Raw genomic sequence first — 18,260 nt, forward strand, 5'->3', positions numbered from 1 at the left:
CTACGATCATTGGATGCTGAACAGGCTCCCGGCGGACGAACGCCGCACACAATTGGTCGAGTCCGCCTTGTCTATTGCGGAACAGCGCGGTGTCAGTTCTGTGACGGTAAGGGCGGTGGCAGAGGAGGCCGGGGTATCGCTCGGCGTCGTTCATTACTGCTTCGAGAGCAAGGAAGCGCTGATCGCGGCAATGGGTGAAACGCTCATTCTGCAGCTCAGTGCGTCGATGCAGTATGCGTTCGCGCAGGTCCGCCATGCGCCGGATCTCAGTGGCGTGCAGGGGCTCAGGGAATTGCTGCACATCGGCCTGACCGGAATGTGGCCGACCATCGAGGCAACCCCGGATCGCCAGTTGTTGACCTACGAAATTACTGCGCAGGCACTGCGTAGTCGCAATCTCGGAGCCGAACGTGCTGGGGCGGTTGCATTTGAGCAGTACCGAATCATGGATGAGCTCGCGGTGTCGTTTCTCGAAGAGTGCGCCAAGATATCGGGCACGGTGTGGACGGAGCCGTTGAGTTCGATTGCGCGACTGAGTCTTGCGATGATCGACGGCCTTGTTCTGCGATGGCTGGTCGATCGTGACTCCGACGCGACTATTGCCGAGTTCGGAGAAATGGTTCAGGTAATCGCCAACAAAGCCGTGGTCGCGCCTCAGTAGAACCGCCATCCTGGACATACGTCCAGGATTGGTGATTGACTGGTCGCACGCCGCGACGATTGGATCATCTGTGACCAGGACCCTTGATCGACTCACTGCTGCCACGCGAGAACTCGACCCGCCTCTGGCTGCTCTGGATCTGACCACACTGCGCAGTAATGCAGCCGACCTGGTGCGCCGCGCCGGTGGAACCCCGGTGCGAGTGGCGAGCAAATCGGTTCGTTGTCGGACGGTTCTGGCTGAAACTCTCGGCGACACACTGACCGCGTCCGGCGGATTCCGCGGAATCATGGCGTACTCACTGCGCGAGGCTCTGTGGCTGGTCGGGCTCGGCGCACGGGACATCCTGATGGGGTACCCGACCGCCGATCGTGGCGCCATCGCGGATCTCGCTGCCGACGACACCGCTCTCGCATCGATCACCTTGATGGTCGACGACGATGCGCAGTTGGACCTCATTCGTTCGGCGTCGACGGGGGATGCGCCTGTCCGGGTGTGTCTCGACGTCGATGCGTCACTTCGGATCGGTCCGATTCATCTAGGCGTACGACGCTCGCCGCTGCGCGAACCTGCCGCGGTCGCCGCACTCGCGGCGCGTGCTCGTCAGCGCGGATTCTCCGTCGTCGGAGTGATGTTCTACGAAGCCCAGATCGCCGGCCTCCCGGACACCAGCGCTCCGATCGGTTGGGTCAAGAAGGCCTCCGCCCGCGAACTGGCGTCCAGAAGAGGCGCTGTGGTCGCGGCCGTCACCGATGCCGTGGGTGCACTCGAGATCGTCAACAGCGGCGGTACGGGGTCGCTGGAGGTCAGCTCGGCCGATCCTGTGGTGACCGAGGTAACAGCAGGCTCCGGACTGTACGTACCGACCCTGTTCGACCGCTACCGTGCCTTCCGTCCCGATCCGGCGCTGTTCTTCGCACTGTCGGCAGTGCGCAAACCGACGCCGTCCGTCACGACCCTGTTCGGCGGCGGATACATCGCGTCGGGACCTGCCGGAGCCACCCGCGTTCCGTCACCGGTCTGGCCCGCCGGTCTCAAACTGCTCCGCAACGAAGGTGCCGGCGAAGTCCAGACGCCGGTCACCGGGAAGGAAGCCGGAAACATCGCGATCGGCGACCGCGTATGGTTCCGTCACGCCAAGGCCGGCGAGCTGTGCGAGCGCTTCGACCGCGTGTATGTGGTCGAAGCCGACGGCACCCGAACCTCGGTTCCCACCTACCGCGGCGAAGGGCAGTGTTTCGGGTAGGACAGGCTTTGGGTGTGAAAATATTTGGCTAGCTCGTCAACCTCATGAACGCGCCCAGCTCCACCAATCCTGCGGGCGTGCTCGGCATGTACTGCGTCAACGCGTGTGATCGGACGATGATCGCGCACCACTTGCCGCGGGAGACAGCAACATTGAGGCGGTTCCGCGACAGGAGGAACGACATTCCTCGCGGGACGTCCTCGACGGCAGATGCGGCCATCGACACGATTGCCACCGCGGCCTCGCGGCCCTGGAACTTGTCGACGGTCCCGACCTCGACCTCCGTGAGACCGGCTTCGGTGAGATCGCGCTCGACGGTACCGACCTGGGCGTTGTATGCCGCGACCACGAGGATGTCCGACTGCTCCAGGGGCCGGGTTCCCTCGAACTCGCTCGGATCGGTCCATGGCGTACCGAGAAGGCCCTGGATCTGGCGAACGATTTCCTGGGACTCTTCCGGGGAGTACGTGGAATTGCCGCGGTGATCGACGAACACTGTGTGCACTCCGGCAGCGAGTCCGTCGAGTTTCCTTGCCGCACTCACGGTTTCCTGAGAATGGAGCTTGCCCTCGTACGACAGTGCGGACACGGGCGCACACAGATCCGGGTGCATCCGCCACGTTTTCTCGAGGAAGTAGCCGAGTTCGGGTGGCAGTGCGCCGTGTCCCTCGGCGAGCCAACCGAGCGCCGATTCGTCGACAGGTTCGGGGTGAGTACCTTGGCTCACCTGCGGCAACTGCTGCGGATCGCCCAGCAGCAACAGGTTTCGCGCGGAAATCGCGACGGCAATGGTGTTCGCCAGCGCGAATTGGCCTGCTTCGTCCACGACGAGCAAGTCCAAGCTGCCCGCTGGAACACGATCGGTGTTCGAGAAGTCCCACGCAGTGCCGCCGATGACACAGCCGACGCCTTCGGCCTCGGCGATGAATCCCGCATATTCTTCGGATGCGATGTCCTGCCATTCTGCGGTCTTGCTCCGGCTGCCCTTCTTCGCGACCAGTGCAGGGTCCACGCCGGCTTTCAGAATGCCGCCGAGCATGTTCTCGACCACCGAATGTGATTGTGCCACCACGCCGATTCGCCACTGATGTTGTTCGATCAGTGTCTTGACGACACGAGCGCCCGTGTAGGTCTTGCCCGTACCAGGGGGACCCTGTACTGCCACGTAGGAATCATCGAGGTCGAGAAGTGCGGCAGTGATGGCGTCGGCGTAGTTGTTGTCGGTGCCGACAGGTGGCAGCGGTGAACCCGAGAGGGTTCTCGGGGTGCTGCGCCTGAGAATGTCGACTGCCGCGATGTGTGGCAGTTCGGGCAGGCTCTCGCTGGCGTCGGATGCGGCAGCGGCGATCGACTTCTCCATACGTCCCGTGGGAATCGGACGACCAGGTGCCAATGCGACTGGGGTATCGAGGTATTCGTCACCGTCGAGCAGTTCTTCCACGGTGACCACGTCGAGCCCTTCGGACTTGACCACGGCGGTGACCTTGACGCTGCTGGTGCCGCGTTGGGTGGGGTTCTCGCTTGCAACGGCATCGGGGGAGGGGGTTGCGTAGAGCGCGAAAAGATCACTGCCCGGGCTCAAAGACGTTCCGGTGCCGAAACTTCCGGTCAACTGGATGTGGCGACGAAACTTCTTCTGCCGCGCGGTGCTCTTGTGCCAGTCCGTTTCGATTTCGGACTGCTCGACCACCATGACGTCGCGGATGTCCACGAGGTCTTCGATCGGTGTGACCAATCGGTCGAAGTGGGCCCACCAGTACGGCTTCCGCTCGCGATTGTGGTAACCGACTGCTGCGGCCAATAGAGCAGCAGCCTGCTGATCGGGGGTGCGTGTCGAACCGGCCTTGTGGCCGGCGAAGTCGCGGAGTGCGATTTCCGATTCGGTGAGTTCTTCGAGTGGAATCTTGATCTGTCCGGTCGGCTCTCGAAGTTCGACACCATGTTCTGCGGCGCGCTCGGCGAGCCAATCGCGCAGGCGGAGAGTGGATTCGCAGTCGTACTCGTTGTAGTCGGAGATGCCCTGAAGAAGTTCCCGGGCCTGGTCGGCTTGTCCGCCGTCGCGCAATTCGCAGTAGTCGGCATAGGCGACGACCGAGGCGGCGGCGTTGGTCACGTCACCGTCACGGCCGTGCTCACCCATGTAGAGCGGCTCGAGTTTCTTGATGCTGTACGAGCGTTGTCCGATCCGCAGGCACGCGCGGACGATCGGGTACAGGTCGACGAGCACGTTCTCGCTGAGCAGGGTGTCCACGGTCTGCTCGCCGACACCGTGACGTGCGGCCAAGCGCAACAGCGCCGATTTCTCGTACGCGGCGTAGTGGTAGATGTGCATGCCTGGATGAGCTTCTCGACGCGCGGTGACGTAATCGAGGAAGTCGAGGAGCGCCTGGCGCTCACCCTCGCGATCGTGTGCCCAGAACGGCTTGAACACGTAGTCGTCCGCAGGCCCTTCGACCACACCGAACAGATACTCCAACCCCCAATCGGTGGACCCGTCCTCGGCCCAGAGCGGATCGCCCTCGAAGTCGAAGAAGATGTCGCCGTCGTCGGGGATGGGGAGTCCGCCGAGCGCCGAGGGTTCGTAGACCTCGAATTCGGCGTCGCCGGACAGTTCCTGGCGTAGTTGAACCGCTGCCTGTGCACGGAGCTTGTCGAGTGTTTCCCGGCGGATTCCCTCGACAGGGCCGGTGCTCGCGGCGAGTTCGTCGATTGTCGTGATCCCCGAGACGATCAGCTGTTCACGCTGATTGCCGCGGACACCCGCAACCAGCAGCAGGTCTCGATGGCTTTCGACCTCGACGCTGCAGGTGTCGCATCGACCACAACGCAGGTACCGATCGTCGAGCCACTGTGTCGGTTTCCCCTCGGCGCGGTGCTCGTCGAGGACTCGTTCGAGTTCAGCTCTACGTGCCGCGAATACCGGCGCGATGTCTCCGATGTCGTGCGACGACGTGCTGCCGTCGCCTAGCAGTAGATGAACTTGATCGGAGGCGGCAATTGCATTGCGCTCCAACGCATCCGCGTATGCGGAGAGTTGTAGAAGTGCCGACACCTTGGCGTGCCGGGAGAGCTTGCTGTCGTAGACCGCGTAGGTGTCGCCTTCGCGGACGAGGAAATCGCAGAACCCTAGGAATCGGCCGTCGAAAAAGGTTCCCTGATAAATGACCGGCGCGCCCGATCGTGCTGCCTCGACGGTGGCCAACGTGGCAGCGGTCAGGCCTGCGCGTGAGTGTTCCGGTCGCGGCATGACGACGACGCCGTCTCCGTGCTGATCGATGAACTTCTGAAGCTGTTCGCGCTCGTGCGAGTCGCCGAGGCTCGACGTCCGTTCGAGCATCGGATCCGCCTCGGCGGCCTCGGCCGCGATCAGACCGGTACGGGCGTCGAGTTGCCGCAGCAGTGCGAACTCGCACGAGGCCGCAGCCGAGAGGTCGCTGGCGCTGTAGACGATCTGATCATCGAGTAGGAACACAGGGCGATTGTGCCATCGCTCACCGACAAGGCAACCCACCAGTAATCGCTCACGAGCCGCGGATACCGGTAGCGGCGTGCAGAATGACGATCATGCCTTTCTTCGACGGACGAACCGGTCAGGTGCACTTTCGGCATTGGCCGGCGGCAGGGGGTGCGGTGCCCACGGTGTCACTGGTCTTTCTGCACGGTCTCGGCCAGCACAGCGGCCAGTATCACCGCTTCGCGGGCGCAATGACGGCGTCGGGGATCGACGTGTGGGCGATCGATCACACCGGGCACGGTTTGTCGGAGGGTGATCCGGGAGTCGGGGCTCCGCTCTCCGATCTTGCTGCCGATGCAGCCGCGCTGGCTGGCATCGCCTTGGCGGAACTGCCCGAAGTTCCGCAGGCGGTGATGGGTCATTCGTTAGGTGCCGTGACGGCGCTGACGATGCTGGCTCATCGCGATCACGATTTTGCCTCCGCAGTGCTGTGCGGCATCCCGCGCAGCGCGGTCGAGCAACACGGGTGGGCGGAACTCTCCGACGCGGGCATCCCGGTTTTGGTCGTTCACGGTACCGACGACCGGATCGCCCCGGTCGATCCCGTCCGGGACTGGGCGCGGACGCTGCGCAACGTCGAGATGCGTGAGTTCGAGGACGCCGGTCACGACCTGCTGCACGAGAAGGTTCACGCCAGTGTCACCAACGTCAGCCGTGAATTCCTTCTCGCGCATTCCAGGTAGTCCTCTCAGGAGAGCGCGCCGAGCACCTCTTTCGACGTGACGGGATGCGAGAACATCGGGTAGTCGTAGGTGATTGCGTTCTCGTGTTCGGCGACCGAAGTGCCTGCCACGCAATCGGTGAGTGTGATGACCCGGTAACCGTTCTCGTATCCGGTGCGCATGGTCGATTCGACGCAGCAGTTGGTCAGGAAGCCGCCGAGAAGGATCGTGCGAATTCCTTTGCTGCGCAGAATGAAATCGAGGTTGGTGCTGGCAAAAGTGTCGAGTCTACGCTTGCCCTCGATGACGATGTCGCCGTCTTTCGGAGTGAGGTCGTCGACGATAGCGGCGCCCCACGAACCTTTCACGAAAGCCTTTCCGTCGACGACGCCCTTGAGGATTCCGTACGGATGCGAGGTGATTTCGTTGTACCCCTCGGCGAAGGTGATCGGTGCGTGCATCACGGTGACACCCGCCGCCCGGGCCGCATCGACCAGCGCGGCGGTGTTCGCGAGGAGTCCGTTCGATTCCATGACTGGTGCGACGGCCTCGTGGAGGACACCGCCCTCGGTGGTGAAGTCGTTCTGGTACTCGATGAGCACGACGGCGGTGGTCGCGGGATCCAATTCGAGCTTGTCGGTCATGGTCGGCACCTTCTCTGTTGTGGTCCGGGTCACGAATTTCCTCAATTAAACAGTTTGTCAGACAAGCAGGCAAGGGGTGGTAGCGTCGCGGCATGGATACGACTCCGTTGTCGCGCATGCCGCTCAGCCTTGCCGTGTCGGGAAGAATCCGTGCTGCCATACTCGACGGCTCGCTTCCCGTCGGCGAGGCATTGCCGACCGAACAGGAACTCGCGCAGACGTTCTCGGTGGGGCGATCGACGGTCCGTGAGGCCCTTCGGGTCCTGCAAGCGCAGGGATTGTTGACCGGCGCGGACACCACTTCTACTGCCAGGCCTCGGGTGACGCACGAGCATACGGCCGATTCCGCAGCCACAGCTCTCAGCACGGCGTTGCAGGTGGGTGCAGTTCCATTGGGCGATCTTGTCGAATTGCGCGTGCTGCTCGAAGCTGCTGCGCTGCGCACTGTCGTCGCGGTGCCGAACGGCGCCCGGGCTGCGATCGAGCGGATGCGCGTCGCAACCCTTGCCGACGACTCGGTCGCATTCCACGACGCCGATGTCGACTTTCACGTTGCGCTGGCCGGAGCCGGCGGGAACAAGGCGTTCGGGTTGGTCATGACGGTTCTCCGCGACAGCATCGCCGGCTACCTGCTGAGTGAACTCGACTCGCGCGAGAACTCGGCGGCCACGCTCGGCGCACTGCTGGCAGAGCACGAGGGTATCGCCGACGCGATCGAGCGCGGTGCAGTTGACGAGGCTGCCGTTTTGGTCGAGCGCCATGTGCGCGGATTCTACGAAGGACGAACACAATGACCACGAGTATCGATCTGTTGGGCGAGCGTCTGCAGAAAGCGGTGGGGGACAGGGCGACAACCGATCCCGACCGAATGGGTGCGTACGTCCGGGATCAATCACTGCTCACCGCAGCCGGAAGGCCCGCCGCGCTGGTCAAGGCGAAGACGGCCGACGACGTCGTTGCGGTCATGACGGTGGCCCACGAACTCGCCGTTCCGGTGGTGACACGAGGGGCAGGTACCGGGTTGGCCGGCGCCGCCAACGCACTCGACGGATGCATCGTCTTGAGCGTCGCGGGCATGGATCGAATTCTCGAGATCGATCCTGCCGCGCGCACCGCCACGGTGGAGCCCGGAGTGATCAACGGTGACCTGGCGGAAGCTGCTGCACAGCAGGGTCTTTGGTACGTACCGGATCCGGGAAGCCGGTCCATCTCGAGTATCGGCGGCAATCTGGCGACAAATGCAGGCGGCATCTGTTGCGCCAAGTACGGCGTCACCGGTGATCACGTTGCGGCCCTGACGGCGGTACTCGCCGACGGGCGTGTGATCCGTACCGGTGCACGGACGCGCAAAAACGTTGCGGGGCTGGACTTGACACATCTGCTCGTCGGGTCGGAGGGCACTCTCGCGGTCATCGTCGAAGCCACGATGCGGTTGCGTACGGCGCCCACTGCCGCGACCACTGTGGTCGCCTTCTTCGATTCCGCGGAGTCCGCGATCGATGCCGTCCTCGCCGTGTCGGCAGTGGCCGAACCGTGTCAGATGGAGTTGATGGACGACGTCACCATCGGCGCCGTCAATCGGCTGACCAAGATGGGGCTGGACGAATCGGCCGGGGCGATGCTGCTCATCCAGTGCGACGGTAGGTCGGCGGCCGCCGAGGCAGCGGACTGCGCCGCGGCGTGCGAAAGTGCCGGGGCCCGAGAGGTTTTCCACACCGACGATCCGGTGGAAGGTGAAGAGTTCACCGCCGCGCGCCGCATGGCCTTGCCGGCTCTCGAGGCGTTGGGCACGGTACTTCTCGACGACGTCGCGGTGCCGGTGCCGGCGTTGCCGTCCATGTTGGAATGCATTCGTGAAGCGGCCGATCGCCACGGCGTCACGATCGGAACCTTCGGTCACGCCGCCGACGGCAATCTCCACCCGACCATCGTGTTCGACGCTGCCGAATCGGGTGCGCAGGATCGTGCGCGCGGAGCTTTCGACGACATCGTTGCCGGCGCACTGGCGTTGGGCGGAACGATCAGCGGTGAACACGGTATCGGGGTTCTCAAAGCGCCGTACATGGCGGACATGGTCGGCCAGACCGAACGCGAAATGATGCTTGCAGTCAAGGCCGCATTCGATCCGAAGAACATTCTCAATCCCGGACGAGGTATCTGAGCGGTTCGTTCGTGCCTCAGTCGCCGGAAATTGCGCTACCAGACGAACGTGTTGCCGCACGACGCTTTTCAAGTGACGATGGCCCTCATGAAGCTGTTGATGCTCGGAGGAACACGGTTCCTCGGCCACGCTCTCGTCGATGACGCTTTGGTCCGGGGCTGGGAGGTGACAGTGCTCCATCGTGGGCTCACCGGAGCGCCACCACCTACAGCGGAGGTCCTGTTCGCGGATCGCACCGATCAGCGTGCGATGGTTGATGCGCTCGGTGATCGTCGATGGGATCTTGTCGTCGACACCTGGTCGGGTAGCCCCCGAGTGATCGGGGAAAATGCGCGCGTCTTACTCGGTCACGTCGACCGGTACGCATACATCTCCAGTGGATCCGTCTACCAATGGGGCTTGCACGTAGACGAGACCTCACCAGTGGTGGCCGCATCTGCAACCTCCGATGACTACAGCGATTACGCGTCCGCCAAACGCGGGGCCGAACTCGCTGTCCTGGAATCCTTCCCGGACGCGTTACTCGCGAGGGCAGGGTTGATCCTCGGCCCGCGCGAGGACATCGGGCGGTTGCCGTGGTGGCTGCAGCGTATCGCGGCGGGCGGACGTGTCGTTGCTCCCGGAGTGCCGACCAGACCGTTGCAGTACGTCGATGCCCGCGACATCGCAACCTTTGTCCTGGCCGGACTGGCCGCCGGGATCAGCGGGGCATACGACGTCATCAGCCCGTCCGGCCACACCACTACCTCCGGACTCCTCCAGGCGTGCGTGGTTGCCACCGGTTCGGACGCTGAACTCGTGTGGATCGACGAGGACAGGCTGGCCGCTGCGGGAGTGCAGCCGTGGACACAACTTCCGTGTTGGGTTCCGCAAGAGGGCGAGTTCGCGGGCTTCCTCGAAGCCGACACCGCCAAGGCGGGGCAAGCAGGGCTGCGGTGCCGGCCCGTCGAAGACACCGTGCGCGATACCTGGGAGTGGATGCAGCGAGAAACTCTGCCGACTCAGCGGGAGGATCGTGCGGTGCACGGCCTTCCATCCGAGATCGAAGAGGAACTACTCTCCGCCGGACAGTGAAACGAGTCTGGCCCGGTTCGCATTCGAACCGGGCCAGACTCGTGAAAGACGATCGATCAGGCGTACAGGTCGCTGATCTTGGTCTTGTGAGCTTCGTGAATGATGTTGCGCTTGAGCTTGAGCGTCGGCGTCAATTCACCGGTCTCCTGGGTGAAGTCGACCTCGAGGATCGTGTACTTCTTGATCTGCTCGGGGTTGGAGACCTTCTTGTTCGCGTCGGCAACGGCCGAGTCGATCTCGGCGATCAGGTCGGCGTTCTTCACCAGATCGGCAATCGGGGTGCCGGCGGGCAGACCGTTGCGCTCGACCCAACCGGGCAGTGTCTCCGGATCGAGGGTGATCAGTGCACCGATGAACGGCTGACCGTCGCCGACGACGAGGCACTGGCTGATCAGAGCGTGCGCGCGCAGGGAATCTTCGAGGCCTGCCGGTGCGACGTTCTTGCCGCCCGCGGTGACGATGATTTCCTTCTTGCGTCCGGTGATGGAGACGTAGCCCTCGTTGTCGATCGAGCCGAGGTCGCCGGTGTGGAACCAGCCGTCGACGATGGATTCGGCGGTGGCCTTCTCGTTGTGCCAGTAGCCGGCGAACACGACCGGGCCCTGCAGGAGGAGTTCGCCGTCCTCGGCGATCCGTGCTGCATGGCCGTTGATCGGCTTGCCGACGGTGCCGACGCGCTGCGCGCTCGAGGTGTTGACGGTGATTGCGGCGCTGGTCTCCGTGAGTCCGTAGCCCTCGTAGATCGGGATGCCGACGCCGCGGAAGTAGTGGCCGAGGCGCGCGCCGAGGGCTGCGCCACCGGAGACTGCACGCTCGCACTCGCCACCCAGAGCTGCGCGCAACTTCGAGTAGACGAGCTTGTCGAATACCGCGTGCTTGAGTTTGAGTGCCAGTCCGGGGCCACCCTTTTCGAGGGATTCGCTGTATTCGATGGCGGTGGCAGCAGCCTTGTCGAAGATGCTGCCCTTACCGCCGTCGACTGCCTTCTGGCGAGCCGAGTTGTACACCTTCTCGAACACGCGGGGCACCGAGAGGATGAAGTTGGGCTTGAAGCCGGCGAACTGCTCGAGCAGCGTCGTCAGGTCCGACGTGTGGGCGACGGTGACCTTGGCGTCGAAAGCGCCGAAGGAGATCGCCCGCGCGAATACGTGGGCAAGCGGCAGGAACATCAGAGTCTTCTTGCCGGGGACCATGGACTCCGGCATCGCCAGGCGGCAGGCGTTGGACTCGGCGTAGAAGTTGGAGTGCGTCAGCTGGACACCCTTGGGGCGTCCGGTGGTTCCGGAGGTGTAGATCAGGGTCGCGGGCGAGGCAGCGGTGACCTGGTGACGACGAGTGTGCAGTTCTTCGTCGGTGATTGCCGAACCGCGACTGGACAGCTCGTCGATCGCACCCGACTCGATGACAAGAACCTCGCGGAGGGCTTCTGCGCCGTCGGTGACTTCCTTGTGAGTCTCCGCGTGCTTGGCCGTTTCGACGACCAGAAGTGTTGTCGCTGAATCCTCGAGGATCCACTGCGCCTGATCAGGGGAGGAGGTCTCGTAGATCGCGACGGTGCATCCGCCGGCAGTCCAGATGGCGTAGTCGAGAACGACCCACTCGTAGCGAGTCGCTGACAGGATAGCGACGCGGTCGCCGAGCTCGACGCCCGAAGCGATCAGGCCCTTGGCAACTGCGGAGACCTGCTTCGCGAATTCAGCTGCAGTGACGTCGACCCATCCACCGTTCGACGGCCTCTTGAACGGCACGAATGTGGGGTCTTCTTCGGCGTGACGGAACACGGAGTCGGCCATGGATACGTTCTCCGGAATTGAGAACGACTGTGGAACTGAGAACTCGCGCACTATTGACCCCTCCAGTGACTACTGACATTTCTGATGTGCATTGCATCACATTAGTCGTCATTTTGCACTGTCGTTACTATTCGGTAGAACTGGTCGGGCGCTGACCTGCAGTTTAGTGTGACCGCCTGTTTACAGGTACTCAGGCGACGTGTTGGAGCGTGCGACCGTGCACGGACAGCCACCGCCGAATTGCGTAGTCCAATCGGTCCGGATCCACTCCGAGTTGCTCTGCAGTAGCTGCAAGGATCTCCGAGGTGTCTCCCGGCAACTCGGTGGTGCCGAGTGTCGCGCTGATGAAGGTGTCGGCAGCGGTCCCCAGATCGGTGTGCGGAATTCCGGCCAACATCAACAGGTGGGCCCAGGTCACTTCGGAACCGTCTCCGCACGCGTCCACCCAGGCATGGTGAACGGCTTCGAGAGCGTTGTCGGAATCGGCGGCCGACAGCAGGTCCTCGACGCTGTTGATCCGCAAGTGATGGAGTTTCTCGGCGACCTGTTGGATGTGCCGTGCCTCGATCGGGACACCCGTCGCCGTGTAGCGACGCTTGTACGAGCCGATCTTGCCTGCCCACTGGTCCGAACTGCCGGCTTCCTCGAAGGTGCGGAGTAGTTCGCGTGCGCCATCCGTGACGGGTTTGTCCTCGCGGGCTTTCCGGTACGCCAGGTAGCGATCGACGACGGTCACTTCGCTGTGGCCCGACGTGGACTGAACGGATTCGATGATGCACAGGGCGAGGCTCTGTCGATAAGCGTCTGACGCAACCCAGGCGGAAGGGTCGCCCAGGCGGTCACGGCACGCAGCTGCGACGGCGTCGACGGTATCGGTCGAGATGGTCACGGTTCCTCCAGAAAGCCGAATTCTTTTTGTTCCATTTGGGCTATCGGCACCGAGGAGCGAAATGTTGCACACATCACAAATTCTCAGAGATCTCTTGGACTGTGCTCAGGCTGGAGAGGTGTGCACTCAGGCGAGGAAGGACAGCACTTCGTCGTCGCTGAGTTGATGAAAGTCCTCGAATGCAGCACCGACGCCGCCTAACAGGGCAGGAACGAAGGGGCAGACGACCCGATCGGCGGAGCACGCGATCACTCTCATGGCTTCGGGGGAGGCTACTGGGACCGCGACGATCACGGCGGCAGCACCCGCGGTGCGCGCGCATCGGCAGGCAACCGCGGCACTCGCGCCCGTAGCCATTCCGTCGTCGACGATCACCGCAGTGCGTCCGTGGAGGGAAACCGGGGTCCGCCCCTCGCGCAGGAGATGCGCCCGCCGTTCCAATTCGGTTCGCTCATCGCGTTCGACGGCGACGAGTTCTCTTTTCGAGACGCGAACCGCTGCGATGACGTCGTGGTTGAGGACCCGCACGCCGCCCTCACCGATAGCGCCCATCGCCAGTTCCGGGTTGTACGGACTGCCGAGCTTGCGCACCACCACGATGTCGAGCGGAGCGTTCAGTGCCGCAGCCACCTCGGCTGCGACCGGAACTCCGCCGCGCGGGAGTCCGAGAACGACGGGCTTGTCGATACGCAAGGTCTCGAGCCGCCCGGCCAGAAATTTGCCGGCGGAAGATCGATCCCGATACTGGGTCACTGCGTTGTCCTCGAGAAGCTCGAACCCCGACCAGTTCGACGCTACTCGCTGCAGGTCACCGCGACGAGACTGTGAACCTCCGCAGCGCGAGAGCGGGATTCTTCTCGCGTACCTCGGCGATGCGAGCAGCCGAAACGAGTGCGGTGGCGACCCCGACCTGCTCGCCAAGTGAACACATCACGACGCCCATCGGGTCGACGATCATGCTGGCACCCGCGCCGCCGCGCGCGCTCTGATCTGCCGCTGCGATGTACATCGTGTTCTCGATGGCCCGGGCGCGCACGAGAGTGGTCCAGTGGTCTTCCTTGAGCGGCCCCGGCACCCACTGGGCGGGCAGGAGCAAGATGTCTGCGCCGACGTCGACGATGCGCCGGGTGACTTCCGGGAAGCGCAGGTCGTAGCAGGTCTGGAGGCCGAAGGTCAGGCCGTCGCACCCGAAAGTCTGCGGTTCGGTGATCTCGCCCGCGCGGATCACGGCCGACTCCTGGTAACCGAAAGCGTCGTAAAGATGCAGTTTCCGGTAGGTCGCCACCAGTTCGCCGTTCGGGTCCATCGCGACGAGGGTGTTGGAGATTCTGCTCACGTCGTCGATCCGCTCGTTCATTCCTGCCACGAGGAAGATTCCGAACTCCGCGGCGGCCGACGCCAGCGCCGAACCGAATTCGCCGTCCAGGTCCTCCGCGGACTCGATCAAACGCTCATCCGTCTTCGGTGCGGTGAACATCGAGTATTCCGGCGCCACGACAACTTTCGCGCCGCGTGCTGCTGCATCGGAAGCCAGTGATCGCAGTGATTCGAGGTTGGCTTTCTTGTCCGTCCCCGGGGCGAATTGGGCAATCGCGACAACGGTCTGGGAGGGGGTGGCTGCGGTGGCTTCGGTCATGCTTCCTACGCTAGGCGAAACCCGCTGGGAGGGTGGATCTGTCGTAAAAGCACCCCCGGTATGTCGTCGTGTCTATACTCTATCCGCTAAACTGCTGGTCAAATGAGTGATATTGAGCGTGACCCCGAACCCCCAACATTTGCCGACCTCGACATCGATGATCGGGTATTGAAGGCACTGTCAGACGTGGGCTACGAGTCGCCCTCGCCCATTCAGGCTGCCACCATTCCGCCACTGCTCGAAGGCAAGGACGTCGTCGGTCTCGCACAGACCGGTACCGGCAAGACCGCAGCCTTCGCAGTTCCCGTTCTGTCGCGGATCGACACGTCGATCAAGCAGACCCAGGCGCTGGTGCTTGCTCCCACGCGTGAGCTGGCGCTTCAGGTTGCCGAGGCCTTCGGCAAGTACTCCGCGCACATCCCCGGACTCAACGTCCTGCCGATCTACGGTGGCCAGAGCTACGGCGTCCAGCTGTCGGGCCTGCGCCGCGGCGCACACGTCGTCGTCGGTACCCCGGGTCGTGTCATCGACCATCTCGAAAAGGGCACCCTGGATCTGACCAATCTCAAGTACCTCGTTCTCGACGAGGCCGACGAGATGCTCAAGATGGGGTTCCAGGAGGACGTCGAGCGCATCCTCCGCGACACCCCCGGCGACAAGCAGGTCGCCCTGTTCTCCGCAACGATGCCCGGCTCGATTCGCCGGATCTCGAAGCAGTACCTGAACAATCCGGTCGAGATCACCGTCAAGTCCAAGACGTCGACCGCCTCGAACATCACGCAGCGCTACATTCAGGTTGCTCATCAGCGCAAGCTCGATGCACTGACCCGAGTCCTCGAGGTCGAGGCATTCGAGGCGATGATCATCTTCGTCCGTACCAAGCAGGCCACCGAAGACCTGGCGGAGAAGCTGCGCGCCCGCGGGCACTCGGCTGCCGCGATCAACGGTGACATCGTCCAGGCCCAGCGTGAGCGGACCATCGGTCAGCTCAAGAACGGCGCCCTCGACATCCTCGTCGCGACCGACGTTGCTGCTCGAGGCCTCGACGTGGATCGAATCTCCCACGTCGTCAACTACGACATCCCTCATGACACGGAGTCGTACGTCCACCGCATCGGTCGTACCGGCCGCGCCGGTCGTCAGGGTGACGCGTTGCTGTTCGTCGCCCCGCGTGAGCGTCATCTGCTCAAGTCCATCGAGAAGGCGACCCGTCAGCCGCTTGCGGAGATGCAGCTTCCCAGTGTCGACGACGTCAACGCCCAGCGCGTGGCCAAGTTCGGTGACTCCATCACCGAGAGCCTGGCCTCGGAGAATCTCGCGATGTTCCGCAAGATGATCGAGGACTACGACCAGGAACACGACGTTCCGCTCATCGACATCGCTGCCGCTCTGGCGTTGCAGTCGCGCGACGGCGAAGCATTCTTGCTTTCTCCCGAGCCGCCGGCACCGCCGCGTCGTGAGCGCGAGCCTCGTGAACCACGTCCTCCCCGTCGTTTCGACGATGGCCCGGCCCCGCGCTCGCGTGGGCCCGAGGGCCAGGAGCTGGCCGCGTACCGCATTGCAGTCGGCAAGCGTCACCGCGTCGTTCCGGGTGCCATCGTCGGTGCCATCGCCAACGAGGGTGGGCTTCGTCGAAGCGACTTCGGGCACATCAGCATTCGCCCGGATCACAGCATCGTCGAGCTGCCGGCCGACCTCTCCAACGAGACTCTCGAAGCTTTGCGTCGCACACGCATCTCCGGCGTCCTGATCCAGCTGCAGCCTGATTTCGGGCCGCCGCAGGGACGTCCGAGTGGCCGTGGCGACCGTGGTGGCCGGGACGATCGTGGTGGACGTGACGACCGCCGCGGTGGCGGACGCGATCGCTACAACGACTGACATACAGCTTCAACGACTGTCATGAAGACTGAAACAGGCGCTGCCCTCCGCGAGGAGGACAGCGCCTGTTTTCTGTGTGGGGGGCAAGGCTTTTCTGTGTGGGGGGGAAGGCGCTGCGCGGTATCAGATCGGCGTCGGTGCGAGGGCGCCGTTCTTCCGGGCGTTGGTGTCGAACTGCGTGCGGTACAACTCGGCGTAGCGGCCGCCGCGCGCGAGCAGTTCCTCATGGTTGCCGCGCTCGACGATCTGGCCTGCCTCGACGACAAGGATCAGGTCCGCGGAACGGATCGTCGACAATCGGTGAGCGATCACCACCGCAGTCCGCCCGGCGAGTGCTTCGCCGAGTGCTTCCTGAACCGCAGCTTCCGACGTCGAGTCGAGATGCGCGGTGGCCTCGTCCAAGATGACGACGCGAGGCTGGGCCAGGAGCAGTCGTGCGATGGTCAGGCGTTGACGCTCGCCGCCCGAGAGGCGGTATCCGCGTTCACCCACCACTGTCTCCAATCCGTCGGGTAGCGACGCAACCAGGTCGGTGAGCCGTGCTCGCTCCAGAACCTCACGCAGATCTTCTTCGGTGGCATCCGGTCGCGCAAGGAGCAGGTTGGATCGAAGGCTCTCGTGGAACAGGTGCCCGTCCTGCGTGACCATGCCGACGGTCTCCCGGATGGAATCGGTACTGAGGTCTCGGACGTCGACACCGCCCAGTTCGACCGATCCGGAGTCGATGTCGTAGAGGCGCGGAATCATCTGCGCCACGGTCGACTTTCCGGCACCGGACGTGCCGACCAGGGCGACCATCTGTCCTGCTTCGGTGCGGAACGACAGGTCGTGCAACACGTCCTCGCCGCCGCGGGTGTCGAGGATCGCGACTTCCTCCAGGGACGCGAGAGACACCTTGTCCGCGGATGGGTATGCAAAAGTGACGTTCTTGAACTCGACGGACACCGGTCCCTGCGGCACCGTGCGTGCATCGGGCTTCTCGGTGATGAGCGGTGCCAGATCGAGAATCTCGAATACCCGCTCGAAGCTGACCAGGGCGCTCATGACATCGACCCGGGCGCTGGCCAGTGCGGTCAACGGTGAGTACAGCCGCGTCAACAACAGTGCCATCGCCACGACGGCGCCTGCGTCCAATTGTCCGCGCAGCGCGTAGAAGCCGCCGAGTCCGTAGACGAGGGCAAGAGCAAGGGCCGAGACCAGTGTCAGCGCTGTGACGAAGACGGACTGCAGCATTGCGGTCCGGACTCCGATGTTGCGCACACGCCGGGCGCGAACCGCGAACTCCGCCGACTCTTGCGACGGGCGGCCGAACAGCTTGACCAGAGTCGCGCCGGGAGCGGAGAACCGCTCCGTCATCTGGGTGCTCATGAGTGAATTATGGTTGGCTGCTTCACGATTGAGTGCTGCAAGTTTTGCGCCCATGCGCCGTGCGGGGATGACGAAGATCGGGAGAAGTAGCAGCGCGAGGACGGTGATCTGCCAGGAGATCCCGAGCATGACGATCAGCGTGATCACCAGGGTGACCAGATTGCTGACCACTCCGGACAAGGTGTCGCTGAAGGCGCGCTGAGCGCCGATGACGTCGTTGTTGAGACGGCTGACCAGTGCTCCGGTTCGAGTTCTGGTGAAGAACGCGATGGGCATCTTCTGGACGTGATCGAAGACGGTGGTGCGCAGATGCAGGATCAGGTCTTCGCCGATGCTGGCCGAGAGCCACCGGGTCAACAGGCCCAGAGCGGCTTCGAGAAGTGCAACCAGTGCGATCAGGGCGGCAAGTTTGACGACCACGTCGACGGCGTCGCCGCCGACTATCGCGTTGACCACGCGCCCGGCCAGGACAGGTGTTGCCACGGCAAGCGCAGCAGTGACGACACTCAGTACGAGGTACCAGCTGAGGTTGCGTTTCTGTGGAACTGCGAACGTCGCGATCCGCTTCAGTGTCGCCTTCGAGAACGGGCGCCGATCTTCTTGCGCGTGCATCGCGTTGTACATCGCGTTCCACGCGGTGACTTCCATACTCATGACTTCGCCCCTCCGGTCGCCGGCCACGAAGATTACGTGGCCGGTACGACACGAAGGTAGAACCTCAACCAAACTTCAGG

At 63.5% G+C, this 18,260-nt stretch carries 14 protein-coding genes; 7 read left to right on the plus strand and 7 right to left on the minus strand.

What is annotated here, in order from left to right; all coding sequences use genetic code 11:
* Positions 1-13 precede the first annotated feature (13 nt).
* Positions 14-661 carry a TetR/AcrR family transcriptional regulator gene (locus ABH939_RS06170; RefSeq protein ID WP_020908434.1) on the plus strand — a complete coding sequence of 216 codons (648 nt, stop codon included), beginning with the start codon at positions 14-16 and terminating at the stop codon, positions 659-661.
* Positions 662-731: 70 nt separating this feature from the next.
* Positions 732-1,907: an amino acid deaminase/aldolase gene (locus ABH939_RS06175; protein ID WP_003945107.1), complete on the plus strand. Its 1,176-nt coding sequence runs from the start codon at positions 732-734 to the stop codon at positions 1,905-1,907.
* A gap of 28 nt (positions 1,908-1,935) precedes the next feature.
* Here the strand turns inward: ABH939_RS06175 and ABH939_RS06180 are convergent, their stop codons facing one another.
* Positions 1,936-5,379, minus strand: a complete 3,444-nt coding sequence (locus ABH939_RS06180; protein WP_404649451.1) for a TM0106 family RecB-like putative nuclease — start codon at positions 5,377-5,379, stop codon at positions 1,936-1,938.
* 83 nt (positions 5,380-5,462) lie between these two features.
* On the opposite strand from ABH939_RS06180, the gene ABH939_RS06185 reads away from it, so the two are divergent.
* Entirely contained in the window at positions 5,463-6,104 is a 642-nt protein-coding gene (locus tag ABH939_RS06185; RefSeq protein ID WP_404649452.1) for an alpha/beta hydrolase, read from the plus strand.
* Between the two features lie 5 nt (positions 6,105-6,109).
* Here ABH939_RS06185 and ABH939_RS06190 read toward each other — a convergent pair whose 3' ends face one another.
* The gene (locus ABH939_RS06190; protein ID WP_404649453.1) at positions 6,110-6,727 is read right to left on the minus strand and encodes a cysteine hydrolase family protein; all 618 of its coding nucleotides are present in this window, start codon (positions 6,725-6,727) and stop codon (positions 6,110-6,112) included.
* Positions 6,728-6,819: 92 nt separating this feature from the next.
* On the opposite strand from ABH939_RS06190, the gene ABH939_RS06195 reads away from it, so the two are divergent.
* From ABH939_RS06195 to ABH939_RS06205, 3 genes are all read left to right on the plus strand, one after another.
* Positions 6,820-7,521 (plus strand): FadR/GntR family transcriptional regulator, encoded by a 702-nt coding sequence (locus ABH939_RS06195; RefSeq protein ID WP_073513009.1) that lies wholly within the window; start codon positions 6,820-6,822, stop codon positions 7,519-7,521.
* The gene (locus ABH939_RS06200; RefSeq protein WP_404649454.1) at positions 7,518-8,888 is read left to right on the plus strand and encodes an FAD-binding oxidoreductase; all 1,371 of its coding nucleotides are present in this window, start codon (positions 7,518-7,520) and stop codon (positions 8,886-8,888) included. The genes ABH939_RS06195 and ABH939_RS06200 overlap by 4 nt, the downstream gene beginning before the upstream one ends.
* An 87-nt stretch (positions 8,889-8,975) precedes the next feature.
* On the plus strand, positions 8,976-9,962 hold the full coding sequence (locus ABH939_RS06205) for an NAD-dependent epimerase/dehydratase family protein (RefSeq protein WP_404649456.1): 987 nt from the start codon (positions 8,976-8,978) through the stop codon (positions 9,960-9,962).
* A 56-nt stretch (positions 9,963-10,018) separates the two neighbouring features.
* Here ABH939_RS06205 and ABH939_RS06210 read toward each other — a convergent pair whose 3' ends face one another.
* From ABH939_RS06210 to ABH939_RS06225, 4 genes are all read right to left on the minus strand, one after another.
* On the minus strand, positions 10,019-11,806 hold the full coding sequence (locus ABH939_RS06210) for a long-chain fatty acid--CoA ligase (protein WP_042450345.1): 1,788 nt from the start codon (positions 11,804-11,806) through the stop codon (positions 10,019-10,021).
* A gap of 139 nt (positions 11,807-11,945) precedes the next feature.
* Entirely contained in the window at positions 11,946-12,644 is a 699-nt protein-coding gene (locus tag ABH939_RS06215) for a hypothetical protein (protein WP_003945151.1), read from the minus strand.
* Between the two features lie 126 nt (positions 12,645-12,770).
* Positions 12,771-13,397, minus strand: coding sequence for a phosphoribosyltransferase (locus ABH939_RS06220; protein WP_007736162.1), 627 nt, complete (start codon positions 13,395-13,397; stop codon positions 12,771-12,773).
* Between the two features lie 55 nt (positions 13,398-13,452).
* Positions 13,453-14,280, minus strand: coding sequence for a carbon-nitrogen hydrolase family protein (locus ABH939_RS06225; protein WP_404649457.1), 828 nt, complete (start codon positions 14,278-14,280; stop codon positions 13,453-13,455).
* A 102-nt stretch (positions 14,281-14,382) separates the two neighbouring features.
* Between ABH939_RS06225 and ABH939_RS06230 the strand changes: the two genes are divergently transcribed.
* Positions 14,383-16,158 carry a DEAD/DEAH box helicase gene (locus tag ABH939_RS06230; protein WP_003945121.1) on the plus strand — a complete coding sequence of 592 codons (1,776 nt, stop codon included), beginning with the start codon at positions 14,383-14,385 and terminating at the stop codon, positions 16,156-16,158.
* A gap of 123 nt (positions 16,159-16,281) precedes the next feature.
* Here ABH939_RS06230 and ABH939_RS06235 read toward each other — a convergent pair whose 3' ends face one another.
* Positions 16,282-18,180 carry an ABC transporter ATP-binding protein gene (locus ABH939_RS06235; RefSeq protein ID WP_064444252.1) on the minus strand — a complete coding sequence of 633 codons (1,899 nt, stop codon included), beginning with the start codon at positions 18,178-18,180 and terminating at the stop codon, positions 16,282-16,284.
* Positions 18,181-18,260 lie beyond the last annotated feature (80 nt).

Origin of the sequence: Rhodococcus sp. 27YEA6, from assembly GCF_044908235.1 — a bacterium.
In the GTDB taxonomy this organism is placed as follows: Bacteria; Actinomycetota; Actinomycetes; order Mycobacteriales; family Mycobacteriaceae; genus Rhodococcus_F; species Rhodococcus_F qingshengii.